23 protein-coding genes are annotated in these 24,255 nt (G+C 35.7%); 5 read left to right on the top strand and 18 right to left on the bottom strand.

Going from position 1 to position 24,255, the window contains the following annotated elements; translation table 11 throughout:
* Positions 1 to 198: 198 nt before the first annotated feature.
* The 5 genes from BUA89_RS11885 to BUA89_RS11865 all read right to left on the bottom strand — a co-directional run bounded on the left by BUA89_RS11885 (position 199) and on the right by BUA89_RS11865 (position 4,917).
* Positions 199 to 672: a GNAT family N-acetyltransferase gene (locus BUA89_RS11885; RefSeq protein ID WP_072957796.1), complete on the bottom strand. Its 474-nt coding sequence runs from the start codon at positions 670 to 672 to the stop codon at positions 199 to 201.
* Positions 673 to 675: 3 nt separating this feature from the next.
* Entirely contained in the window at positions 676 to 1,293 is a 618-nt protein-coding gene (locus tag BUA89_RS11880; RefSeq protein ID WP_072958000.1) for a DUF1684 domain-containing protein, read from the bottom strand.
* Between the two features lie 58 nt (positions 1,294 to 1,351).
* Complete coding sequence (locus BUA89_RS11875) at positions 1,352 to 1,753, bottom strand: hypothetical protein (RefSeq protein WP_072957792.1); 402 nt, start codon at positions 1,751 to 1,753, stop codon at positions 1,352 to 1,354.
* An 86-nt stretch (positions 1,754 to 1,839) separates the two neighbouring features.
* Positions 1,840 to 3,345: a malate dehydrogenase (quinone) gene (gene mqo / locus BUA89_RS11870; protein WP_072957789.1), complete on the bottom strand. Its 1,506-nt coding sequence runs from the start codon at positions 3,343 to 3,345 to the stop codon at positions 1,840 to 1,842.
* Positions 3,346 to 3,879: 534 nt separating this feature from the next.
* The gene (locus BUA89_RS11865) at positions 3,880 to 4,917 is read right to left on the bottom strand and encodes an NAD(P)H-dependent glycerol-3-phosphate dehydrogenase (RefSeq protein WP_072957786.1); all 1,038 of its coding nucleotides are present in this window, start codon (positions 4,915 to 4,917) and stop codon (positions 3,880 to 3,882) included.
* A gap of 226 nt (positions 4,918 to 5,143) precedes the next feature.
* Here BUA89_RS11865 and BUA89_RS11860 point away from each other — a divergent pair, with 226 nt between their 5' ends.
* Positions 5,144 to 6,172, top strand: a complete 1,029-nt coding sequence (locus BUA89_RS11860) for a M23 family metallopeptidase (protein WP_083531672.1) — start codon at positions 5,144 to 5,146, stop codon at positions 6,170 to 6,172.
* A 72-nt stretch (positions 6,173 to 6,244) separates the two neighbouring features.
* On the opposite strand, the gene BUA89_RS11855 is transcribed toward BUA89_RS11860, so the two are convergent.
* The 4 genes from BUA89_RS11855 to BUA89_RS11840 all read right to left on the bottom strand — a co-directional run bounded on the left by BUA89_RS11855 (position 6,245) and on the right by BUA89_RS11840 (position 9,029).
* The gene (locus tag BUA89_RS11855) at positions 6,245 to 6,895 is read right to left on the bottom strand and encodes an NAD(P)-dependent oxidoreductase (protein ID WP_072957782.1); all 651 of its coding nucleotides are present in this window, start codon (positions 6,893 to 6,895) and stop codon (positions 6,245 to 6,247) included.
* Positions 6,896 to 6,954: 59 nt separating this feature from the next.
* On the bottom strand, positions 6,955 to 7,365 hold the full coding sequence (locus tag BUA89_RS11850) for an Rrf2 family transcriptional regulator (RefSeq protein WP_072957779.1): 411 nt from the start codon (positions 7,363 to 7,365) through the stop codon (positions 6,955 to 6,957).
* Between the two features lie 66 nt (positions 7,366 to 7,431).
* Positions 7,432 to 8,382: a hypothetical protein gene (locus tag BUA89_RS11845; RefSeq protein WP_072957992.1), complete on the bottom strand. Its 951-nt coding sequence runs from the start codon at positions 8,380 to 8,382 to the stop codon at positions 7,432 to 7,434.
* A gap of 209 nt (positions 8,383 to 8,591) precedes the next feature.
* Positions 8,592 to 9,029 (bottom strand): FKBP-type peptidyl-prolyl cis-trans isomerase, encoded by a 438-nt coding sequence (locus tag BUA89_RS11840; RefSeq protein WP_072957775.1) that lies wholly within the window; start codon positions 9,027 to 9,029, stop codon positions 8,592 to 8,594.
* A 208-nt stretch (positions 9,030 to 9,237) separates the two neighbouring features.
* Between BUA89_RS11840 and BUA89_RS11835 the strand changes: the two genes are divergently transcribed.
* Positions 9,238 to 10,239, top strand: coding sequence for a catalase family protein (locus tag BUA89_RS11835; protein WP_072957771.1), 1,002 nt, complete (start codon positions 9,238 to 9,240; stop codon positions 10,237 to 10,239).
* 519 nt (positions 10,240 to 10,758) lie between these two features.
* Here the strand turns inward: BUA89_RS11835 and BUA89_RS11830 are convergent.
* From BUA89_RS11830 to BUA89_RS11800, 7 genes are all read right to left on the bottom strand, one after another.
* On the bottom strand, positions 10,759 to 11,802 hold the full coding sequence (locus tag BUA89_RS11830) for a TerC/Alx family metal homeostasis membrane protein (RefSeq protein WP_072957768.1): 1,044 nt from the start codon (positions 11,800 to 11,802) through the stop codon (positions 10,759 to 10,761).
* Between the two features lie 87 nt (positions 11,803 to 11,889).
* Positions 11,890 to 12,501 carry a TerD family protein gene (locus BUA89_RS11825; protein WP_072957765.1) on the bottom strand — a complete coding sequence of 204 codons (612 nt, stop codon included), beginning with the start codon at positions 12,499 to 12,501 and terminating at the stop codon, positions 11,890 to 11,892.
* Positions 12,502 to 12,550: 49 nt separating this feature from the next.
* The gene (locus BUA89_RS11820) at positions 12,551 to 13,501 is read right to left on the bottom strand and encodes a hypothetical protein (RefSeq protein WP_083531668.1); all 951 of its coding nucleotides are present in this window, start codon (positions 13,499 to 13,501) and stop codon (positions 12,551 to 12,553) included.
* Positions 13,502 to 13,515: 14 nt separating this feature from the next.
* Positions 13,516 to 14,685 (bottom strand): toxic anion resistance protein, encoded by a 1,170-nt coding sequence (locus BUA89_RS11815; protein ID WP_083531667.1) that lies wholly within the window; start codon positions 14,683 to 14,685, stop codon positions 13,516 to 13,518.
* A gap of 6 nt (positions 14,686 to 14,691) precedes the next feature.
* Positions 14,692 to 15,246, bottom strand: coding sequence for a TerD family protein (locus BUA89_RS11810; protein WP_072957761.1), 555 nt, complete (start codon positions 15,244 to 15,246; stop codon positions 14,692 to 14,694).
* Positions 15,236 to 16,060, bottom strand: coding sequence for a phosphoribosyltransferase family protein (locus BUA89_RS11805; RefSeq protein ID WP_072957756.1), 825 nt, complete (start codon positions 16,058 to 16,060; stop codon positions 15,236 to 15,238). The genes BUA89_RS11810 and BUA89_RS11805 overlap by 11 nt, the downstream gene beginning before the upstream one ends.
* A 1-nt stretch (position 16,061) precedes the next feature.
* Positions 16,062 to 16,736, bottom strand: a complete 675-nt coding sequence (locus BUA89_RS11800) for an HAD family hydrolase (protein ID WP_072957753.1) — start codon at positions 16,734 to 16,736, stop codon at positions 16,062 to 16,064.
* 733 nt (positions 16,737 to 17,469) lie between these two features.
* Between BUA89_RS11800 and fusA the strand changes: the two genes are divergently transcribed.
* Complete coding sequence (fusA, locus tag BUA89_RS11795; protein ID WP_072957984.1) at positions 17,470 to 19,536, top strand: elongation factor G; 2,067 nt, start codon at positions 17,470 to 17,472, stop codon at positions 19,534 to 19,536.
* 334 nt (positions 19,537 to 19,870) lie between these two features.
* Here fusA and BUA89_RS11790 read toward each other — a convergent pair whose 3' ends face one another.
* Positions 19,871 to 21,409 (bottom strand): SulP family inorganic anion transporter, encoded by a 1,539-nt coding sequence (locus tag BUA89_RS11790; protein WP_072957750.1) that lies wholly within the window; start codon positions 21,407 to 21,409, stop codon positions 19,871 to 19,873.
* Positions 21,410 to 21,757: 348 nt separating this feature from the next.
* Here BUA89_RS11790 and BUA89_RS11785 point away from each other — a divergent pair, with 348 nt between their 5' ends.
* Entirely contained in the window at positions 21,758 to 22,174 is a 417-nt protein-coding gene (locus BUA89_RS11785; protein WP_072957748.1) for a transposase, read from the top strand.
* Between the two features lie 10 nt (positions 22,175 to 22,184).
* The gene (locus BUA89_RS11780; RefSeq protein WP_072957744.1) at positions 22,185 to 22,529 is read left to right on the top strand and encodes a helix-turn-helix domain-containing protein; all 345 of its coding nucleotides are present in this window, start codon (positions 22,185 to 22,187) and stop codon (positions 22,527 to 22,529) included.
* Between the two features lie 339 nt (positions 22,530 to 22,868).
* Here the strand turns inward: BUA89_RS11780 and BUA89_RS11775 are convergent, their stop codons facing one another.
* Complete coding sequence (locus tag BUA89_RS11775) at positions 22,869 to 23,708, bottom strand: SMI1/KNR4 family protein (RefSeq protein WP_072957741.1); 840 nt, start codon at positions 23,706 to 23,708, stop codon at positions 22,869 to 22,871.
* Positions 23,709 to 24,255 lie beyond the last annotated feature (547 nt).

Genomic DNA, 24,255 nt, shown 5'->3' with positions numbered 1-24,255 from the left:
CTTTATTATTTGATGTTATTCAAATTTAGCTGAAAGTTTCACGCCAAAGGCCAAAATTTTGAATTAAAAGTTTCTTAAAGTTTGATCGTGAATAAGTTTTGATTAAAGTGCGCCTCTAATGAATTGAAATACTGTTTTTTTCTCGCTGATTTTGCAGATTGCGTTGTTTTTTGTGATAAATCTTTCTTTGAAATTATCTTAAAGTTTTTTGAACATTAAATATTGTGGTCCGCTCCTCCCTATTCGGGTTTTTCCTTCGTAATGATAGCCGACTTTTAAGTATAATTCGTAAGCCAAAATATTGTTTTGATTAACGGCAAGCACAATTTCTTCACAATCACTGAAATTTTTGCGGACGAAATCATCAACCTGCATCATTGCTGCATTTCCAATACCTTTTCCCTGTAATTCAGGATTTATTGATAACGAACGAAGCAATGCAGAGTTTGGGTTATCCGTTAAATCGAATTTATCTTCTCCAAAATCTAACGTAAAAAATCCTGCCGGTTTCTCATCAAAAAAAATCGTGACAGCGAATTCTAAGCCCGTATTTCTTTCCGCCATTCGCTTTAATGCAAATTCGGCTGTGGAAGTATACTCCAATTGAAGTTCACTCAAAGTATACTGTACTCCGTGAAAATCTTTTTGTGTGAAAAATTTTAGGTTAATCATAGATTAATGATGATAAATATCTTCATACATAACCCCGGCACGGATCTCAACCGGCAATCTGTTTTCCTCCGGTACGATCGGACAATTGTAATCGTAGGCGTTGTAAGCACAATAAGGCTGATAAGATTTATTGAAATCCAGAATGATAGTATTTCCTTTAGGAACCGTTAAATCCATATACTTGCCACCACCATAGGTTTCTTTTTCATTTGTTGCATCACGGAAAGGCAGGAACAAATAATCTTTGTATTTCTTTTGTTTGATTAAATCTAAGCTTTGGTATAAGGTTAAAGTATAAGGTTTTCCGCCCAGCTCAAAAGTTACTTTACCATATTCTTTGTACACCTTTGTTTTTCCTGAAGATGTCGGAAGATCGAATGGCTTTGCATTTTCTGTTTTGACAAATTTAGCGGTCACTCTGTATTTCGAGTCGATCGGGAAAAATGGATGCTTTTTGAAATTCGTAAAATTATCTCCTCGTAACGGTGTTTCTTTGGGATTTAAATATTCTTCATTCAGTTCTTTCTGAAATTTTTCCACTTCCCTGATTTCTTTGGAAACCGTTTTTTGTGATAATGCCAATAATGGGATTATTAAAAATAGTAATATATATTTTTTCATAATTTTTGCCTTTCTCCAGCTGATTTTACACATTACTCAGATGTTTGCCTATGGCTTTCTAATAGGACTCGGAAATTTTTACCCGGTAAATATCGGATGAATTTCTTTTGATAGATTCTACAAAAAAACCACCTTCTTCAGGAATTACTTCTTTCAGATCAAAGCTTTTACAATCTTTCGGCAACCCGGAAAATACAAGGGTAAACCAAAAATCCTGCATAAAAGGGACAGGTGTCCAATTGGGGAAGATCGTAATATTTTCAGCATGAATCAGTTTACTCTTATGATCCGACTGATTGTCGAAAAGATAAGTGGTGTGCCAAATCCTGATCAGATTTCCTAAAAATGGGGATGCCGGAAAACAGCAATGTACAATAACCTGTTGCTCCTCTTCTACTTTTGCCTGAAGAGATTCTAATAATTCTTTTGCAATAATGGGCTTTACGAGCGTATCAGACATAATTCTGTTGTCAATAGTGAATGGTTAATTATTTTTTCAAATGTCAATTTTTAAAATTCACAATTAACCATTCACCTTTCACTTTTTTAATATTCCAGTTCTAATTTTTCTTTTGAGTAATTTCTTACTTTCTCAGTGAGTTCAGGGTTATCGGCTAATTTCTGTCCGTAAGACGGCACCATTTCCAATAATTTTTCTTTCCATTCGCCGTTAAGCTTTTCCGGGAAACATTTCTCAATAACGTTTAACATCGCATGCACCGCTGTTGAAGCACCTGGAGATGCCCCTAATAATGAAGCGATGGATCCTTTTTTATTCACTACCACTTCGGTTCCAAATTCGAGTTTTCCACCTTCTTTTTCATCTTTTTTGATGATCTGAACTCTTTGTCCGGCTACTTTCAGTTCCCAATCCTCTTCTTTTGCATCTTTAATAAATTCGCGTAAATGCTGAATTCTTTGCGCTTTGTTCATGGCTACCTGCTGAATAAGATATTTCGTTAAGGGCAAATTATGCCACCAAGCGCCAAACAGAGATCTTAGATTTTTAGTGTTCACACTTTCCGGCAAATCCAGATAACTTCCTTCTTTTAAGAATTTTGTTGAAAATCCGGCAAAAGGACCGAAAAGGAGCGCTTTTTTTCCATCAATAATTCTTAAATCCAAATGTGGAACAGACATTGGTGGCGCATCAACAGTCGCCTGTGTGTATACTTTAGCCTGATGCTTTTCCACCAGTTCCTGATTATGGGTAACCAGCCACTGTCCTGAAACCGGAAAACCTCCGTATCCTTCACTTTCTTTAATATCCGAACTATCCAGCAACGGTAATGCATAGCCGCCCGCTCCGATGAAAACAAAATCGGCCTTAACTTCCTGCTTGTGATTGTGAATTCTGTCTTTCACCTTCATTTCCCAGGTTCCGTCACTTTTAGGATCGATATCTTTTACTTCATGATACAGGAAAACTTCAACATTGGAATCTTCCAATAGGTGTCTTCCCATTTTTCTGGTTAAGATTCCGAAATTCACATCGGTTCCCATATCCATTTTGGTCGCCGCCATGACTTCAGACTGATTTCTTTTGCTCATCACCAAAGGAATCCATTCTCTTAATTTTTCATGATCTGTTGCGAATTCCATTCCTTTGAATAAAACGGATTCTGACATTTTATCGTGACGTTTTTTTAAATATTCCGCATCTTTTTCGCCAAATACCAAACTCATGTGCGGGCAGGAATTAATAAAATCCTTTGGTTCGCTAATGTATCCTTTCGCAATGAGATAAGACCAGAATTGTTTTGATATTTCAAACTGTTCGGCAATACTTTCAGCTTTGGAAATATCGATGCTTCCGTCCGGTTTTTCCGGAGTATAATTGAGCTCACAAAATGCTGAATGCCCTGTTCCTGCATTATTCCAGGCTGCCGTACTTTCTTTGGCAAACCTTCCCAGCCGTTCGAAAATGGCAATTTCAAGATTGGGATCAAACTCATGTAATAATGTAGCTAAAGTGGCACTCATAATTCCGCCACCTATTAGAACAACGTCGTATTTTGGTTTCGGCGTTCTGCTTGTAAGCGATTGTGACATAATGTAAATTTTGTTAGCTCAAAGTTCGGGAAAAGTTCTTAAAATCGTGATCGGTTTTACGATTTTAACATGTTGATTTTATCAAAAAATTTGATTTAAAAAATCTGTTGAATTTCTTTCGATTTTGAGACTTTCTTTGAGTTTATTTTTGGGGACGCAAAGTTTTTATTCTATCATTTCGTATTATTTTTAAAAAGCAAAGGCAAATAAATTTGCTCCGCGAAGCTTGAAGGACAGCCTAATTAAATTAAATTTTTATTTTTAATATTTCGTGGATTTTGCAGATAACGCAGATGTTTGTGAATATTTTGTCTAATGTTTAAAAAATGACTATAACCCTAGCCCGGATTGCAGCATTTGCCTGAGCTCATTTCATTGATTTTTGGTTGCGGCGGCAAAGCCGCCGCAACCAAAAATCAATGAAATAGCGAGTGCGGAAAGCCGGAAAAGCTTCAAAAAATTTACTGCTCTTTATAAAATAAAAAACATCAGCAGAAACCTACTGATGCTTATTTTTTATATTCAATTTTAAAATTAATCGAGCTTAGCCGTTAGTTTTTTGAATTGTTTCTCTGCATTTTTCCCTTCATATAAGATTCCGTAGATTGTGTCCACAATTGGAAGTTTTAATCCTTTTTCCTTTGAAGTTTTATAAATAGAGTCTGCAGCATAATACCCTTCTGCCACCATATTCATCGACTGAATTGCAGATTTCACGGTATATCCTTTCCCGATAAGGTTTCCTAAGCTTCTGTTTCTGGAAAATAATGAATAGGCTGTTACCAATAAATCCCCTAAATAAGCGCTTTGGTTAACATCTCTTGGTGCTTCATAAATGGCCTCAAGGAAAGTTTCCATTTCACGGATTGCATTCGAAACAAAAACTGCCGTAAAGTTGTCTCCGTAGCCTAAGCCGCTTGCAATTCCGGCTCCGATGGCAAATATATTTTTAAGAATCGCACTGTATTCGTTTCCTAGAATATCTTTGCTGGAATGCATTTTTATAAAGTCAGAATTGAAAATATCCAGTAATTTTTGGGAAACTTCATCTTCGACCGTTGCGATAGTTAGATAAGAAAGTCGCTCCATTGCTACCTCTTCTGCGTGACAAGGCCCCGCAATAACCGCCTGATTTCTGAAACCGATTTTGAATTCGTCTCTTAAATAATGTGCTACCACACCGTTTACCTTAGGGATAATTCCTTTGATTGCTGAAACGAAAATCTTGTCTTTATAATCACAAGTCATTTTATCCAAGGTATCGGAAAGATAAATGGAAGGAGTTGCCAAAACAATGACCTCACAAGCAGAAACCAACTCGTTGATATCCGTGGTCAGTTTTAAATTTTTAAGGTTAAAATTGACCGCTGTAAGATAAGTCGGGTTGTGACCTCTTTGCTCAATAGCCCCTTTTACATATTCGTTTCTCACACACCAATGTACAACCTTGCAGTTTTCTACAAGCATCTTGACAATGGCCGTCGCAAAACTTCCGCTTCCGACAACGCCTACCGCGACCTCATTTTTGCCTTTTTTCGGACTCGACTCTGTACCGGTTTTCTTTTTAGCCATAATAGAAATATGAACTGCAAATATATTAAAACAAAGATGGATGAAAAATATTTCACCTCATGATAAAACCAATTTTATATAAAATTAACGCTTCAACACAATTAAATATCTAATTAACCGTTAATTACAGAAATAACTAAAGTTTTGTTAAAAATAAGTCAGAAAGTTTATTTTTAATTAAATTTGTATGCTTAAAACCGTTTTTAATTTACTAAGAGAAGAAAAAATGAAGAAATTTCTAAGCAGCAAAAGGAACGTAAACACCCTTTTAGGGGTACTTTTATTAGTAGTTTTTGCGCAAGGCATTTTCATTGCCAAATTGTATTCTGAGAAAGACGACAAAAATTATGAAGTGAACCTTGTAAAAATAAACACTGAAAAAGACAGTGTAGATTACTTAAAAATGAAAACAGATCTTACCCTGGTAGATCAAACAGTCGCTCAGCTGAATTCTTTCCTTAAATCCAAGGATGTTTCTAATGAAAAGCTTACCGTTCTGAGCAAAGACAGTATTTCGAATTCTATTTATCTGGCCAAACAGGCCAATCGCTACAGCCAATATCTGATGGATCTTCAGAAAAAACTTTTACAGGTTCCTTTGGGAATGCCGACTGAAGGTTATATTTCCTCTAACTTCGGGATCAGAAAAAATCCGATTCCTTTTAAAACAGTTTTGGCTGGTGTAAAAACCGGGACTAAGTCTGAAGCAAAACCGGAAGTTGCTGTTGCTGCTGCTCCAAAGCCGGAAGTAAAAGCTGCGCCTATTGAAAAGATCATTGAAATGACAGACAGCTACGGAAACAAAAGAGAGGTAAAAGTAATGGTAACGCCTAAAGCTGCACCAGTTGCTGCCGCTCCGGCTGCTAATTCACCGTCAAAAGCTGTTGCATCCAATACAGGAAAACCTGCAGAGAAAAATAATTCGCCTGCTGAAGCCGATCAGATGCAGTTTCACAAAGGATTGGATATTGCAGTGCCTTTCGGGTCTGATGTAGTGGCTACCGCAGCAGGAACTGTAATTTTCTCCGGACAAAAAGGTGGCTATGGAAACTGTGTCATTGTTTCTCACGGAAATGGTTTGGCAACACTTTACGGACATTTGTCCCAATTGGTCGCTAAAACCAATGATAAGGTAAAAGTAGGACAGATCATTGCAAAATCCGGAAATTCAGGACGCTCTACAGGGCCTCACCTTCATTACGAGGTGCATAAAAATAATGCTCCGGTGAATCCGAGATTATTCATGAGTTTATAAGTTGATTAAATAAAAAAGTATCGGGGGCTCGTCTTTGACGAGCCCCCGATACTTTTTAAGCACATATAAGAATTAATAAGCCGCCGTAAAACGCTCTCTGATATGATTGTTCTGCTCCAGTTCATCCACCAAAGCTACTGCAACATCTTCTACAGAAAGGATACTTCTTCCCTCTTCATTAAATACAGGATTTTCCAAAGCCGTTCTATATTTTCCAACTCTCACTCCTGCAGTTCCCTGATGCATTTCAATGGCAGGGCTGAAGAATGTCCAGTCTAACGTTTTGTTTTCTTTAATTTTATTCAAATAATCTCTTGCTGCCGTTGCTCCCGGTTTAATTTCTGCCGGAAAATCCGAACCGTCTACCAATTGGCTGCCATCAATATAAAGGCTTCCTGCTCCACCAACTGTAATAAATCTTTTAACACCCGACTGTTCAACCGCTTTTTCGATATTAACCGAACCATTTAGAAAATCATCATATAAATTAGGATTTGTCCAGCCTGCATTGAAAGAACTGATCACCGCATCATTTCCTTTTAAAGCTTCTGCCAATTCATCAACATTGTTTACATCAACGCTTTTTGCCGTTACTTTTTCGTTTTGTTGAACTTTTGAAACATCTCTTACAATCGCTTCTACCTCATATCCTCTGTTTACTAATTCATTAACGACCTGTGTTCCCACAAATCCCGTTGCACCGATTACTGCTACTTTTTTCATACTTTATTTATTTAAAATTAAATTGTAATAATTTTTGTTACATTTTCACCTAAAAAAATTTACTTGAATTGATCGGTAAATTCTTTTAACGATTTATTTCCTAAAAAATTTAAAACCATTTGATCCGTTTCCGAGAATAATGTATTCAGATGCTCATTAATTTCTCTTCCTACCGTACACGCAGGATTCGGATTATTATTTTTCTTACCTAAAACTTCCGTATTCTTCACCGCCAGATAAATTTCTGAAATACTGATAGCATCAGAACTTTTTGCCAACCGGCTTCCTCCTTCTTTCCCTTGTCTGCTGATAATAAGCCCGGCTTCTCTTAAAACACTTAATTCTTTACGAACAATCACCGGATTAATATTAATGCTCCCCGCCATCCATTCGGAGGTGAGCCATTCCTGCGGACTTTCCGCCAATAAAGTCATAATATGTATTGCCGTGGCAAATCTCGTATTGTTCATTGTAATTACACTGCAAATATAGACAGATTTTTTAATGTAACAAATTTTATTACAGTTAAATTTTTCTTAAAGAATTAATTTGTCCAAATCTAATAATAAATAATTGATATTCTGATTAATCGTTCTGGTTGCCGACTGCATCTGGTTCAGCATGGCGGCACGGTTATGAAGGTCATCAGCACGATAAAGACCGCCATCACTGAAAATAACAGATCCATCAGCCGCTTTTGCATTATTATCAAACTGGAAATGAAGCCATCTTTTTTTAATGCTTTGGATGATCGGAATGCCATCCTTATTAGAAAATTTTCTTTCCGTATACATATACCATACAAATGGCGGAAAATTTGGAGATTGCAGCTTTTCGTTCCAAATGTCTCTTAACAAATTTCTCTGATGAATAAATTCAACTTTTTTTCCTTTTGGATTTAAAGTTGCCAAACCAAAACCTGCCCCAAGAGCACCCCCTCCGATATCAATCGCACTGCTCCATGCATCATCTTTTACAATTCCGCCGGCAATCGAAGCGGCAGCTCCTGCAACGATGGAATATAAAATCAGCTTGTTATTTCTGGAGTCATTTAAGTTATCTACATAGTTACCGATTTGTGCCACCCTTTCACCTTCACAGTCGAATTCTGCTGCAACGGCATCCAGCTCCGTTAAAGCAATCGTTATTTTACTGTTGATTTTGCTTTTCAGCTGTAAAACTTTTACCTGGGACTCAAGGGAGGTACTTTTTTTGAGCTCCATGATCTGATGAACTTCATCCAGATTATCCAAAGCATTTAAAATTAAAATACTCTGATCGGAAAAAATGGCCGTCAAATCTTTATTAGCCGCAATAATAGAATCTGAATTGTAAGACGGGATTTTGTTATCATAATTGTATTTAAAAGGAGCTTTGCAGTAACTGTCTTTCAACGTAAGAATATTCTGATTAATCACCTGATTTTTCTTTGAAACACAAGAGATGAACAATCCTAAGAAAGCAAAAAAGTAAAGTAGTTTTTTCATGTGTTTATATTTCTTATCTATCATTCGAAATAGGATGAAAAATCTAATCTTGCACATAGATTCCTTCTTTCGTCGGAACTACATCACGCTTATAATTTCAACCTTTACTTAAATAAAAAAAACGCTCATTTAGCTTAATACTAATATACACAAATAAAAAAATTTACCTGGAGAACAGGTAAATTTTTAAGCTATTTTTAAGGATAGAATTATTTTTTGATATCCAGCAATTCAACTTCAAAAATAAGGGTAGAATTTGGCCCGATCTCCTTGCTGATCTGCTGATCTCCATACGCCAGATGCGGAGGAATAATCAATCTCCACTTACTGCCGACAGGCATGAGCTGAAGAGCTTCCGTCCATCCTGCAATTACCCTGTTTAAAGGAAATGAAGCCGGAGTTCCTCTTTTTACGGAACTGTCGAAAACTTTTCCGGTAATCGTTGTCCCGTGATAGTGGCATTTTACAGTAGATTTCGGACCCGGCTTATCGCCATCACCTTCTGTAATAATTTCATACTGCAAACCGCTCGGCAACTGAACTACAGATTCTCTTTTTCCGTATTCTGCCATATATTCCTGACCGTCTTTCAGGTTTTTTTCTGCCTGCTCTTTTTTACGTTTAAATAACAAATCTGCTACTCCCATAATTGATATTTTTTACAAAGATAAGATTTTTACAGATGGAAGTTGAAAGCCTGTAATGAAGTTTTTAGGAAAAAAATTAAAAAAACACAGTCTTAGATGTAATATATGTAAACATTTAATCTGTTTTATAAAGTAAATTCAAAGAAGTTTAATATTACGTTAACACAATTCTCGCAACTTGGCGTTATAATTGAATTTTAAAAACTAAATGCCAAATCCGATAAAATATAATAAGAAATACGATAAGCTGACTGATGAGGAAAGAGAACTTCTTGAGATCAACAAAAAAAGCATTGCCGACTTTGTGGAACAGTCAACCTCCATCAGTGATATCGATTATGCTACCCGAAATGCCCATGCAAAAACTTACGCCGTCGCAAAAGGCGAGTTCGTTATTGATAAAAATGTGCCTGAAGAACTTCAACCGTTTTTTGATAAAGAAAAATATGATCTGACAATTCGTTTTTCGAATGCGCATCTCAAAATTAATAAAAATAAAAAAGATCTTCCGGCTTACGGATTTTCTGTAAAGATTAAAGATGAGAACGGAAATTTACTGGCGAATTATCCATTGGTTAATTTTCCTTTATTTCCGATCAATTCAGTGAGTACTTTTCTGAAACTGTTTACTTCCGTCAATCGTTTTTATGTAAAAAAATGGAGTTCTTTTTCATTAATGATCCAGATTTTAAAAATTATGCCTTCGATTTTTACGGGCTCTTTTTTAAAGAATATCATTAAATTAATCAGTAAAAGAAATGATTTTATTTTATCCTTTGATTTCCATTCTGTCGGAGCTTATAAACTGGGCGAAAATATGATGAAAATTAAACTTAAGCCCAGATCTATTGAGAGACATTTCGGTAAAAAATTAAAGGTAAAAAACTCTATTAAAAGTTACTTTAAAACCCATAATTTCACAGCCGATGTCTTAATACAGCTTTGCTATGATTTAAAAGACCAGCCCATCAATAAACTGAATGTGGAATGGAAAAACTCCCCTTACATCAAGATCGGTGAAGTAAAAATTGACAAAAACGGACTTCTGAATCCCGCTTCATGTGACAACGAAATGCTCTCTTTTAATCCGTTTGAAAGCAAAATTTTCTTTCAGCCTGTAGGAAAGATTCAGAAGCTGCGGGATGAGGCGTATAAGGTTTCTATACAGACGAGGCGAAAGATGAATAAGCTGTTGAAATACAATAAGTAGATTATAGTGAATGGTGAATTTTGTTGACGCGTCAATGGTGAACCTTTTATAGTTTTATGTTTGAGGTTTGCTATGAGTGTCATTTTGATGAAAGGAGAATCTGTTTTAACACAAAGTCTGCGAAGTTTTCTTTGAAATGATTGAGAATATTTTTCGTTCGCAAAGGCATTTAGCTCAACTAATGATTATTATGAAGACTAAACATCATATTTGTTATTCTGTAGAAATCTATGGTTGAATATTTACGTAATTTTTTTAACTATACTTAGATTACTAAAGAATGGCAAACTGTTTGGCTATCTTACTGTTGAAAAAACACAACCGTTTCCCTAGCCGCGATTGGAGCAATTGTTTGAGCTCATTTTTTTGATTTCTGGCGGCGCGGCAAAGCCGCGCCGCCAGAAATCAAAAAAATAGCGAGTGCGGAAAGCGCGAAATAGCTCCTAAAAATTTAACAAAACTTAAATAAAAAAGGCTCTACAATTTGCAAAGCCTTTCTATTTTTAATGAAAATTGATATTATTCTTCAATTTTTTCTTTTTCCTCATCTTTTTTATCAGGGAAAATCAATGAAAGAATTACTGAGATTACCAATACTCCACCCACGATTCCTAATGAAACCGGTGATGAAATATGAATCCAGGGTGCAATAAGCATTTTTACCCCGATGAAAGACAGGATAACCGCCAATCCGTAAGGTAATTTGCTGAACATGTAAATGAAATTCGCCAGCAGAAAATACAAGGATCTTAGTCCTAAGATTGCAAAGATATTTGATGTATAAAGGATAAACGGATCGTTTGAAATCGCAAAGATTGCAGGAATAGAATCTACCGCAAAAAGAACGTCTGTAAACTCAATTACTCCCACCACCACTAATAAAGGTGTTGCCATTTTGATCCCGTTCTGAATGGTGAAGAATTTATCTCCGTCGTAATTATCAGAAACTTTCCAGAAACTTTTGATCAGCTTTGCTCCGGCCGTATTGCTGTAGTCTTCGTCGTCATCGTCGTCTCCGCCTCCCCAAGATTTGATTCCGGCATAAACAAGGAACAACCCGAAAAGAGCCATTACGATATTGATCTGAACTGCTTTTCCGAAAATATTCATCTCAGGTAAATACGTTAGATTAATCAATCCGATTCCGGCAAAAATAAAGACTGCTCTGAAAATTAGAGCTCCGATAATTCCCCAGAAAAGAACTTTATGATGAAGATATTTCGGAACTTTAAAAAATCCGAAAACTAAGATGAATACGAATAAATTATCCACCGAAAGTGCTTTCTCCACCCAATACGCAGCCTGATATTGTGTAAACTTCTCTATGGCAATCGAGTGGCTGTTCGGGCCTAAATCTGAATTATACACCCAATACACAACTCCCGAAAACACCATAGACAGCGAAATCCAGACAATTGACCAGATAGTAGCTTCTTTGGAAGAAACTTCATGACTTTTTTTGTTGAAAACCCCTAAGTCAAGGAGCAACATGATAACCACCGTTATCGCAAATCCCCAAACCAGACCGGGATGAAGATCTAAAATACTTGTATTTTGTCCCACTTTTAAATGTGTTTATTATATGATAAAAGCAATAGATGTACAGGGTACAAGTATTGCTAATCTATTATTATTTTGATTTGTAACTTCTTACAAATATTTCTGCTTTACAGTTTCAATTGTTTCCTGCAATTTTCTGTCTGCGGTGGGATCTCCGATTGCATTGAACTTCCATTCGTTGTTTCTCTTGTAGAAAACTCCCATTACCATCGCAACGTGACCTTTAAAAGATGCGTCGTTGGCAATATCATATTTAGCGAAAACTTCCCTTACGTTCGTTGGCGTTCCTTCGTAAATTCTGATCGATGCGAAAGGAATGGTTCCGAAATCCTGACCTTTGTAGCTGTTTAAAACCAAAGCAACGTGCTCAACATTAGGTTCAAGGTTACTGAAATCTATAGTGATTACCTCATTGTCAAGACCGTCGTCACCGTTAACATCCCCTGTTAAATCGTCGCCGCTGTGTCTTACAGCACCGTTTCTTGATTTTAGGTTTCCGAAATAAATGATTTCCGTTGCGTTTTTGTTAGAATCGTATAAAATACAGCTCCCGTCTAAGTCTACGGCTTCTCTGGTAACACCTCCGAAAAATCCTTTTTTCTCAATCGCTCCCCAGTTGATTCCTACGCAAGCCTGAGAAAGTGTGGTCCCGTTTTCCTTTGTCAGGTTAATTCTTTGACCTTTTTGTAAGTTAATAGCCATCTTTTTATGTTTATATTATTATTTTGTTTTTGGTAAAGCAATTTTCGCTTTAGTTGTTATTTAAATTTAAATTCAGCATGGCGCGGAGAATATTGGTTTCTTCATTGATGTCGAATATTTTACTCATGACGTCTGTATTTTCGAGGTTTTTAATATAATCCTTCAATACAGCAGTCACCTGCTCGGGCAATACTTTTTTCCTTTCGTTCATTGATTCTTCCAGCTGCTCATTTTTTCTTCTCAGCTGATTGACAATCGTTCCCTGGTTTGATGCGTTGGGTGTTGTATCCAGTTTTTCCATTTTTTCAGGATCTATTAAATACATTTTTTTTCCTTCAATATCAAAGATAAAATGATCGTCGGACTGGAAAACTTTAAATAATTCATATTCATTTCCCGTAATCACATAGCCACAGACAAAACGAACTTTAAAACTCTGAATATTAAGCCTTCCCAGCAATTTCCGCTCTATCTGATACTCCATGTACTGATATGCCGGAAATGAGCCACCCTTAAGCAATTCTTCATCAACATTCGATCTGTAAAACTCTGCTGCATATTTTTTATGGAAATACAAAACATTGTCCCAGTTTAAACGGAATTTGTCTTCCGTAAGATCATGATACAGATTTTTAAGCTGATTAGAAAAAATACCGCTGTACATTTTCCGGTCTGTTTCAAAGCCATCTATCCGCTTTTCTTCAAAACCCGAAATATATTTATTATTAACATCAATTTCGTTGATAACCGCCAGCATTTCATTTTCCTTCTGTCTTTTAATCTTCGTAAGAAGTTCAATGAGACTGTCGGTATACTGCAGATGAAAAAGTTCGAGCTTGCTGTAATCCAATTCCTTATTTCCCTGAAAAAGATTGTGTATAACATCGGTTTTAATATAAATCGAAATTATATCTCCATTTTCAAAAAAATTCGCCAGAAGTTTAAGTTTAGTTAATCTTCTTTTGCTCTGAGATAGTATGTTTACAGCATCATCGTTCACCTTTTATCCCGCTATTATCCTCTTACGTTTGCTTTTAATTCGTGTTCCAGAGTCATCAGATCCTGATCTAGTTTTCTTCTTCCTTCTGCGCCTTGTTTCTGGATTTGTTTCACTTCGTTTAATGTACTGATCAGCTTTGCCGTAGTTTCTCTCAACACGTCAACAGAAACAATCGTCTGTTCGTTTGCTCTTGCTACGTTCACTGAATTTTGCCCCAAACGTTCTGCATTTTTTCTTAAAATTTCTTCCGTTGTAGCCGAAACTTTTTGCTGAATTTCGATACTTTGCTGTTGTCTGTACATCGCAACAGCCAGTGAAAGCTGATTTTTCCAAAGCGGCAGCGTTGTTGTCAAAATGGTTTGTGCTTTTTCTGCAATCGAAACGTTGTTGTTCTGTACCAATCTGATCTGCGGAAGCGACTGCATCATGATTAAACGAACCACTTTAAGATCCGCCAATCTTCTGTCTAATCTCGCGATAAAATCTCTCTTATCCGCAATCTGATAATCCTGGAATTCCTGAGTGTTGGCCTCCATGTGAGCCAATTCTGCTCCGGCCTTTTCCATTCTAATGTTTCCGATGATGACCAGTTCTTCGATTTGCTTAATTGCGTTTACATTACTTTCAAAAATAGTCTGTAAAACCGCATTATCTTTTGTTGAAGTAATGATTCCTGCATTTACTTTATAAGCAATCTGATCGATATTGTTGATAATTTTATCATATTTGGCAAATAAATTCTCGATCTGCGTCATTACACTTTTCATGAAAGGTAATTTGCTTAAAAAACTTTTGAATTTATTTTGATTTAATTCTTCAACATCTACATAATTCAGTTCTACGAGTAAATTATTAATCAATTCACCTACTTCACCGGAATTTGATCTTCTTACATTTCCTAAGAAACTGTCACTTTGGTTCGATAATGTTCTCTGAAGATCTGCTCCGAAATTTACGATCGATCCAGGATTGGTTTCGTCGATAGAATCTGCAAGAACTTCGTATTTTTGTCTCTCTTCCGACTGTAATTGTGTAAGATTTACATTCCCTTCTCTGTCCACAAGCGGTGCGGGTGGCATACTTGGCGTTGCCGGTGTCGGCGGCGTCATTGGAGTTGGTTCGAATGTCTTTAAAGGTTCAATAGATCCAAGTGGATCAATCGGTTGATTTTCTTGATTATCCATGGTAAATTATTGATAAATTGATACAAATTTTTCAAGACCTTCTCTTTGTCCGCTTCCTACTGCTTCGAATTTCCATTCTCCGTTTCTGTTGTAGATTCTTCCGAATTCCACTGCTGTTTCGATAGAGAAATCTTCGTCTAATTCGTACTTCAGGATTTCTTCGTTCGTATCTGTATTGAAAATTCTGATAAAAGAATTTCTCACCTGTCCGAAGTTCTGTCTTCTTGCATCAGCTTCGTGAATTGTTACCACAACAGTGATTTCTTTTACCGCATCGTCTATTTTAGTTAAATCGATTTTAATTTGTTCATCGTCACCCGATCCTTCTCCGGTAAGATTATCTCCCGTGTGAATCACCGCTTTATCCGGAGATTCAAGATTATTGTAAAAAATGAAGTGATTATCAGAAATTAACTTTTTATTTTCACCTAATAAAAATAATGATGCATCAAGGTCAAAAGCCGTTCCTGTAGATGTATTATTGATATCCCATCCTAAACCTACTGTAAATTTAGGGGCATTTATATTTTCTCTCTGTCCTTTCTGTAAGTTAATAGCCATAATATAATTCGGTTTGTGTTAAAGTGTTTATATTGTTTTCGTATTCTTTTATTAAATGATAATTGTTACTGATTGCCAGTTCTAAAAGCTGATCCAGCTGCTCTTTTTTTACTTTAGACGAAAGATAATCAAATTTACTTGATTCTAAGGCCAAAATATATTTTACAATCCTTGTATTAAATTCAAAATTCGGTTTCACCATTACTTCTGCAATGTGTTCAACGTTTTTCACTGCATAATAATTGAAAAAGTTTTCAATCTTTGGATCCAACTCAAAATTCATCAGTTCAGCGTAATACATGAATAAAAATTCTCCATCCACTTGGTATTCCTGTAAAATTTTGTTTACCGTGTATTCGTGGCTGCCCGTAATTTTGATATCGTCTATAAAAATACAAAGTTTTCCTCTCAAAAAATCTTTATCAAGATAATAAGTATCGTTGGCAATCAAATTTTTACGATCTTCGAAGCTTAAATTTCCGTAATCTGTCGTGTAAGTATGATTTCTGTTGATTTTCGACAAAATACTAGATTTTTTCCCTTTCTGAAACAGATAAAAATCCAGATGCTTTTTAAAGTAAAAACATAGAAAATTAGAAGCCGTAGGAATCGCCATGTAAGGACTTGGCAATACCACAATGTCTTTATCTGTATTTAAAATTTGTTCGTGTTCAGAAACAAATCCTTCGAATAATTCTTTCGCAAATTTCTCAGCATACGACTTATCGCCATACTTGAAATAGCTGTATTCCTCGGGCGAAAAAGTGAATTCATCCGCCGAATGAATGTGATGTAAGCTGTACCTTTTGTTCATATTATATTTTGTGTTTAAGTAAGTGTGCATTGAAACCAAAATCTTTTGCGCCTTTATAATCAGCAATCGGATTGTCACCAACGTGTAAGATCTGTTTTAAATCCAAATCCTGATTTTTAATTAAATTTTTCACCTCCTGAAATATCTGTGGATTTGGTTTTGAGCAATTGATTTCATCAGAATAAATATGAAAATCAATGTACTGATCGAGGTTTTCATTAATCAAAAATTTTCTCATCGTTTTTCCTTTGATAAAACCTGTATTGCTCAGAATATTAATCGTCTTTCCCTGATTTTTAATTTCATCGAAAAACTGGTGCAAATTTTCGAAAATCACAACGGGTTTGTATTCCAAAAACAAGTCTTCGCTTTTTTGATAAAACTCGTTTAATTGATCTTTATTCAATTGTTTTAAATCTACTTCCAAAGCATTTAAGATCAATAAATAAATTTCAAAAGTGTCTACATTACCTCCAATCACCTCATTAATAGTATTGCAAAGATCATCATAATATTTTACGACTTTCGCAACTTCATCAATCGGTTTTTTAACATCAAAAAATGAGGAGAACAGCTCAACTCTTTTTGCTTTAAATTCAGGATGAGATTTTATTAAAGTAAGCCACAAATCAAAAGAAAAATGTGAGTGATTGTGGATGTCTATATCTGTTTTCAAAATGGTTGAGTTAAAAGTTTTATTTAGCTTATGTCTTGAAAAAGATTTTTAAATGGTTACTGTTTCCTTTCATCAATTCGTGTTTAAAATTTGTCTATTCATCCCAAAGATAGAATTTTTAAATTAATGTGTAAATGTAGTTTGTTGTTTTAAGATATTTTTATGATTTTCCTTAGTCTGAATTTAATATTTGATGGCGGAAAATTCTTTTTTTAAACGCAAAGTCCGCAAAGATTTTTTTTAAAATTATTGGGCATATTTTTCGTTCGCAAAGGCGTTTCACTCAGCCAAGGCGTTCCGCTATCATTTGCTGAATATAAACCGAGGTTTTTATTTCTTCGATTTTTCGGTCGTTTAAAAAAATTAAAAAAAGTTTTTGTCGTTAAAATATTTTTTCTAATTTCGCAACCGATTAAGAATCAACAATGTCAACAAAAATGATAAATATTATAACTTTAAGCAATCCTATCAGAGCTGTGTACTTTGGTAGCACTAAATATTTATCTGAATAAAGATCGACCTTATAAAACAAAAAATATAACGAAGGCCTATCTGTTCAGATAGGTCTTTTTTGCTACCCTACTTTCAGCTTTTCAATTATTCGAAAAGGTTATCTGATATTTTTCACGAAAATAAAATTCAATTTCTTACAAAAACGAAACGTAAGGACAAAAAATTTTTGTACCTAAAATTCAGAATAGACCTTAAAAATCAACAATTTAAATTAAACAAAATGAAATACAACACACGAAATATAGGGATCATAGCACACGTCGATGCAGGAAAAACAACTTTAACGGAAAGATTGCTGTATTACACAGGAATGATCCATAAAATCGGAAATGTAGATGAAGGAAATACTACAATGGATAAAGATATTCAGGAGAAAAACCGAGGAATTACGATCTCATCTGCTGCGATTTCCACACAATGGAAAAAGGATGGTAACATTTTCAATATCAACATTATCGACACGCCGGGACATATTGATTTTGCGGTGGAAGTTGAACGGTCTTTAAGAGTTTTAGACAGCGTTGTTGCGGTTTTCTGCGCTTCTTCGGGAGTTCAGCCACAAACGGAAAATGTCTGGTTCCAAGCCGAGAAACATGGAATTTCCAAGATTTGTTTTATCAATAAAATGGACAGAATCGGAGCCGATTTCTTTGCTGTTTTAAATGAAATTAAAACCAAACTGGATGCAGTTCCTTTGGCTTTGCAAATTCCGATAGGTTCTGAAGATCAATTTGAAGGCGTTATCGATTTAATCAAACAAAAAGCTTTGTATTGGATTGATGAAAACGGAGAAACAATTGTAGAGAAAGATATTCCTGAAAATTATCAATCTGAAGCCAATGAATGGAGAATGAAATTAATGGAAACATTAGCCGAATTCGACGAAAAGTTTTTTGAATATTTCCTTGATTCTGAAACTCAAATTTCTGAGGAAATGATTTTTGAAGCGATACAAAGAACTTGTCAGTCAAGAAGTTTAGTTCCAGTTTTATGCGGTTCTGCGTTTAAAAACAAAGGCGTTCAACCTTTACTTGATGCAATTGTAAGCTATCTTCCTGCTCCGAATCAATTAGCTTCTATCAAAGGAAAAGATGTGAGAACGGAAGAAACAATAGAGTTTGAAAGAAATGAAGAAGAAACTTTTTCTGGATTGGTTTTCAAGGTTGTGATCGATAAACACATGGGTAAACTTTCGATGTTGAGAATTTATTCCGGAAAGATAAAATCCGGTGACACAGTTCAGAATGTGAGAACAGGTGAAAGTTTCAGGATTTCAAGGATTTTACAGATGCAGTCGGACAAAACGTTAACGATTGAAGAAGGAAAAGCGGGAGATATCGTTGCTTTAACGGGAATAAAAGATGCGAAAACAGGAGATTCTTTATCATCTATTGAACAATCTGTTTTACTTGAATCTATTACGATTCCAGCTCCGGTGATCCGAGTTTCGATTGAACCGAAAACGAATGCTGATGAAAAATCTTTCGGATTGGTTTTAGCAAAAATTCAGGAAGAAGATCCATCATTGGTTGTTGAAAGAGACAAACAAACAGGAGAAACTTTGCTGAGCGGTTTGGGGGAATTGCATCTTGAAGTGACTTTAGAAAAAATCCGGTTGAATCATGGAATTGAAATCAATCAAGGAAAACCTAAAGTTTCGTATAAGGAAATTTTAACGGAAACCAGAAGACACAGAGAAAAACTTTCCAAACAAAATGGCGGAAGCGGACAATTTGCTGATATTACTTTTGAAATCGGACCTCGAGAAGATAATGAAATGGGGTTGGAATTCATTAATCAAATTAAAGGTGGTGTGATTCCGAGTGAATTTATTCCGTCTGTCGAGAAAGGTTTCAGAGAAGCAATGGAAAACGGAGCTTTAAGCGGAAATCCTTTGGAAAGTATGAAAGTTACTCTTTTGGATGGTTCGACGCACTCTGAAGATTCCAAAGCTTATGATTTTGAAATGGCTGCAAGAGACGGTTTTAGATCGGTTGCAAAAAATTGTAAACCGAAATTATTAGAACCGATCATGCAGGTTGAAATTCAAAGTATTGACGAATACACGGGAGTTGTAACCGCCGACATCAACAAACGAAGAGGAATTATCACTTCGATTGATGAAAAATCAGGAAGAAAAATTTTCACCGCGGAAGTTCCTTTGGCTTCTACTTTCGGATATATTTCTGATCTGAGAACGTTGACGAGCGGTAGAGCTTCGATCAGCATGAAATTGTCGCACTATGCTTTGGTGCCTGATTTCATAGCAAATACATTAGTGACCTAAAAAACGAGGGCTGTAAATTTTATTTTGCAGTCCTTGTTTGGGTTATAGAGGTGAATTGTGAATTTTTATCTCGCAGATTTTGCTGATTGCGCAGATCTTTTTCTTTGTCAGGAATTATACGAATTTTCACGAATGTCTAACAAAAATTTATTTTCCCGCAGATTGCACGGATTTCACAGATGTTGCGTAATATTTTTAAACTTTCATCATCAAACTTCAAAAGACTTGCTTTCTCACGGATCTTGTAATTTTTTTGAGATTGCTTCGTCGCTTCGCTCCTCGCAATGACGTACAACACACTAAAACTCTACAACTCTCAAACACTCCTTCCCTCTTACTTCTCGGGCATTACCTTATAAGTCGGGTCTTCCTGAATGTTCACTTCAATGACAGCTTCGGCATTTTTCAGCATTTTAATGGAATCTTCGCTGAGATGTTTTAAATGAAGTTTTTTATTAAGCTGACTGTATTTTTTTGATAATTTGTCTACGGCATCAATGGCACTCATATCTACAATTCGGCTTTCTTTAAAATCTATTATGACGTCGTTTGGATCATTTATCGGATCGAATTTATCTGTAAATGCTGTAACAGAACCAAAGAATAATGGTCCGGAAATTTCGTAATATTTAATACCATTTTCATCAATATACTTTCTTGCACGAATCCTTTTCGCATTATCCCAGGCAAAAACCAATGCTGAAATAATCACTCCTACTAAAACAGCTAACGCTAAATTGTGAAGGACAATCGTAATTAAAGCTACCGTAATTCCGACAAAAATATCGGATTTTGGCATTTTATTGACAATTCGAATCGAAACCCACTGAAAAGTACTGATTGCAACCATCATCATGACCCCAACCAAAGCCGCCATTGGAATTTTTTCGATAAAAGGCGCTCCGACTAAAATGATGATTAAAATTGTAATGGATGCAATAATTCCGGAAAGTCTGGCTCTTGAACCTGCATTCAGATTAACCAAAGTTTGGGCAACCATTGCACATCCACCCATTCCACCGAAGAAACCGTTGGTAATATTGGCTAAGCCTTGAGCAATAGATTCTTTATTGGCACTTCCTTTTGAGTTTGTGATTTCATCAACCATTGATAAGGTTAATAAAGATTCTATTAATCCGACTCCCGCCATAATTAAGGCGTAAGGAAAAATAATCTGTAAAGTTTCTAATGAAAAAGGGATACTCGGAATGTGAAAACTTGGAAGATTTCCGCTGATGTGAGCAATGTCTGCAACCGTTTTCGTATTAATACCGAAACCTACAACGACTCCGGAGATTATTAAAATTGCGACCAAAGATGCCGGAACTACTTTTGTAATCTTTGGAAAAAAGTAAACAATGACGATCGTGAATGCGGTAAGTCCTGCCATTATATATAAGGAAGAACCTTGCAGCCAGCTTGTTGTTCCACTAGCATCCGTGATTTTAAATTGTTCGACCTGTGCCATAAAAATAATGACTGCCAAACCATTCAGGAAACCGTACATGACTGGTTGTGGAATTAATCTTACAAATTTTCCGAGTTTAAAAGCTCCGACCAATATCTGAAAAACACCCGCGAGAAGAACGGTTGCGAAGAGATATTCTACACCGTGAGTTTTTATCAAAGCAATTAAAACAACAATCGTCGCCCCTGCTCCGCCGGAAACCATTCCGGGACGTCCTCCAAAAATTGCGGTGACCAATCCCATCATGAAGGCTGCATATAAGCCAATGAGAGGAGAAAGTCCGGCAAGAATAGCAAACGAAAGTGACTCGGGAATCATTGTCATTGCAACAGTAAGCCCCGCTAAAATTTCGTTTTTATAATTGATTTTCTTAGAGAAGTCGAATAAGGCGATCGTATTTTTCATGAACTGCAAAGATATGGACTTTGGAAATCTTTATCGAATATTTATATACTCAAGATAGCCACGAAATCTAATTTTAAAATACTTCCTTCAGATCTTTCATCAATAATGATCTTTTTCCAGCAAAATAACATATACCACACTTTTAATCAAAAATCATATTTTTAAAAAATTCATTCATATATTCTTTCCGGATAATTGATTTTTATTTATATTTGAGAGAATTGAGCGAATTATTTTCGTTAAACATTATTCAAATTTGTAATTAATTCATCATTTCCAGAATACTTATTTTATCTTTTTTAATTAAATATTTTAATTAAAGTTTTTAAACTGTACAAAGCTTACATTATGTTATATAAAGAAATACATATCGGAAAATTCATCAAAGAACGTGTGGATGAAATGGAAATCAGCAAAGAAAGAGTATGCAGTTTTCTGAAAAAAGACGAAGAGGCTGTTGAGCAAATGTATCAAAGCTCAACCATAGACACGGGTCTCCTGTTGAGATTTTCAAAATTACTGGAATACGATTTTTTTAGAATTTACAGTTCACATTTAATTTTATATTCACCACCATCGGCCGTAGATAAAGGAAAAAACAATAAATCGGAGAGCATTCCTTTTTTCAGAAAAAATATTTATACTCAGGAAATTAAGGATTTTATCATCGGGAAGATACAATCTGGTGAGATGACGCTTAGTGAGATCATCAAAGAATATTCAATTCCTAAAAGTACCCTTCACCGCTGGCTTCAAAAAATTTAACCTGAATTTTATGCGCCCCAATTATACAAAAATTTATCAGGATATGCTGAAAGAAAAAGCTCCTGAAAAACTAGAAGACCCGAAGATTCAACGTTTGATAAAAAAGTTGAAGACGACAGAAGATATCCTGAACTTTAATGATTTGGTTTTTACGCCATCCAAAGAAAGTTCACACAATAATCAAAAATTGAGAATATACGATAAAAAGACCATTCTCAAATTGTTGGATTATCAAAAGAAACATGAGCTTTCCATCAGTTTTATGTCTAAAAAATATAAAATAAGCAGGACGACCATCAGCCGTTGGAAAAGACTTTTTGCAGAAGATCAGGATAACCCTGCGGAAAAAAATTAACAAAAAAATCCGGTCATTAGAATTGACCGGATTTTTTTGAAGATAAAAACGAGAAAAATACGGGGCTACGTCTTGCCGGAGTCGAACCGGATAGCCTTGCCGGAGATACCGGCTTCGCTATTCCTCCCCTTTAAATGGTGACGAAGTAACTTTTCTCTGCGACACTTTTATTTAAAAAAACAAGGCAACAACCAAAAAGCGTAATGTCGTGCTCTAACCAACTGAGCTACTTTTCCTATTTAGATTTTGTGTTTTTGAATTGTGGAAAAGGCGGGACTCGAACCCGCGACCCCGTCGTGATGAGCGAAGTAACGCTATTCTACGGCACTTGTTTATATTTTAAATTTCTTCTTCGGCAATACATGTTTTTACAATCGGACTTACCGTTGTTCCTTTTGGATAATAATTCATACCAAAACTTGACCAGCCGGAAGACCAGTAGAGCATCATTTCTTTAAGATAGGGAACATCTTTGGTTTCATCAAATTTGAAATTTTCATTAAAAATTTCTTGTATTTCAGGCAATACCTCAGGATAAAACATTTGATCTTCTTCATCAAAAACATCTTCATAAATATCAAGATGACTTCCGATCTCATTCAGCAAATAAGTTCTGAAATCCCAACCCATTACAATGATATCTGAACCCCAACTGGAAATTATCGGGTTCCATTTTAAATTATCATCACCGACTACGAAGCGATGACTGTAAATTGGCAGAAGTTGTGGGATTTTAGAAAACCACTCCTGAAAAATCTTTTCCCTTTCTTCTTTGGATCCAGGTTTTTTCCCCCATGATTTCAGCCAAACCTGATTTCCTCCTTCAACATCCGAATAAAACCAGTCCGAAAGACCATGAAGCCTTTCCCTAATTTCCTGTTCATCTTTCAACCAATTGTAAAACCATGTGCATTCTTCAAAAATCACCTCATTATTTTCACCATCATATTCTATAATTTCTTTCCTGTCAACAGCATGAAGGATTTTTAAGAATTCTTTGTGTTCATTATTAAATTTTACACCATATTTTTGTTCAACTTCATCAATCTGTTGCTCCGTAAGAGGCTGCCATTTTGCACCATAAAATTCATGCTCGCGCCAGTCTTCGCTCGCCCATAGCTTTTCTGTACGTTCTTTCACCCAGTATAAGAAATCAGTTAAATTTTCAGGTATAATCATTGTATTACAGGATTTTAATTTTTTGTATATAAAAAACAGATAAGGTAAAAGGCGAAAAAGGTATTTGTGCTCTTTTCAGAGCGCCGCTCTTACCCGATTTGGGCAGTGAGCCGGCAATTCTACATCTGCGAGAGACTTGCGCTTTCTTACGAAAACTTTTGCCCAGTTGGTTTTCAACCCAACCTCACTAGTTCGGTCACCCGAATTTCGCTACCTTAGGACCGTTATAGTTACGAAGTAACCCTTCTCTACGACACTTATCTGTTAGTTTTTTTTAATTAAAAAAGAGGCAAAAGACGAGAAAACCTTTAATATAAATCATTTCTGATTTATTCTGGAGTCGAACCAACATCATAAGATTAACCGAAGTAAGTTTTCTCTAACGGCACTCTTTGTTTTTATCAAGGTAATTTTCGTACAGACACTTATAGCTTGCATCTTACCATTAGACGACTGTTTTTACAGGCAGGATTCGAACCTGCATCTTAAGCGTGGACGAAGCATTTCTATACTACGACACTTGACATATTCTTTAAATTTTTAATGA

The sequence above is a fragment of the Chryseobacterium arachidis genome (genome assembly GCF_900129245.1).
GTDB lineage: Bacteria > Bacteroidota > Bacteroidia > Flavobacteriales > Weeksellaceae > Chryseobacterium > Chryseobacterium arachidis.
This window is presented reverse-complemented; position numbering and strand designations above follow the sequence as displayed.